The 733-nt window shown below is 55.5% G+C and carries 1 protein-coding gene; it reads right to left on the bottom strand.

Going from position 1 to position 733, the window contains the following annotated elements; genetic code table 11:
- Positions 1 to 681 (bottom strand): serine protease (locus tag QWY28_RS23235; RefSeq protein WP_300955295.1); only part of this gene is annotated, 681 nt, incomplete at its 3' end.
- Between the last annotated feature and the right edge of the window lie 52 nt (positions 682 to 733).

Below are 733 nucleotides of genomic sequence, written 5' to 3'. Positions count from 1 at the left end.
CTCCCTGCCGCCAGCGGCGAATCCAGCACAGATAGTCCTGCTGGAAATGATAGAGCCATATACAGACCGACAACTGGCTTCAGACACAATAGGAACGTCTACGCGTCTAAGCTGAAGCGAACTGGCTCCGTTCTCGCTGGTCGTGCCCCATCCAGACACAGTTCCGGTGATTCCTGCACTGAAAGTGGTGGTGCCGTCCCACAGACCTATCGCGGCAGCGGGCACTCCGCTCGCAATCGCACTGCTGGAAAGGGTAAGAACGGCGATATCGTAGTCAGGGGCGCAGGTGAGGCAGTCCCTATATTGAGCGTGTGTGGTAATCCTGCTGACTGCGATGCGCAGACCGCCGGAATTGTGGAGGTTTGAGCCTGAGCGGATGTTGAGCTGGGAGACGGCAGAAATGACACTGGGAACGACGCAATGGGCGGCGGTCAAGACAATTTGGGGGGCGATGATTATTCCTCCGCAGATCTGAGCGCCGTTACGGAGCAGAGCTACTTGCCAAGGTAAATCCTGGATGGACGCCACTACTCCACCTACAATCCTGCCACCGATGGTGGGGTGGTATGGGTAGGTGCCGTTTTGCTCCAGCTGATTGATGTCGAAGTCATTTTGGAGGTCTATGCTGGGAGCAGCAAAAACCAATCCAAGGGTGGCCAAAATCACAATGACTTGTTTCATTTCTGCTGCTGAGGATACAGTACTCCGGGGGGCGATGATTATTCCTCCGCAG

Source organism: Nocardioides oceani (assembly GCF_030412965.1).
Taxonomy (GTDB): domain Bacteria; phylum Actinomycetota; class Actinomycetes; order Propionibacteriales; family Nocardioidaceae; genus Nocardioides; species Nocardioides oceani.
The sequence above is the reverse complement of the archived record's forward strand: the minus strand, read 5'-3'. Positions and strand labels throughout refer to the sequence as shown.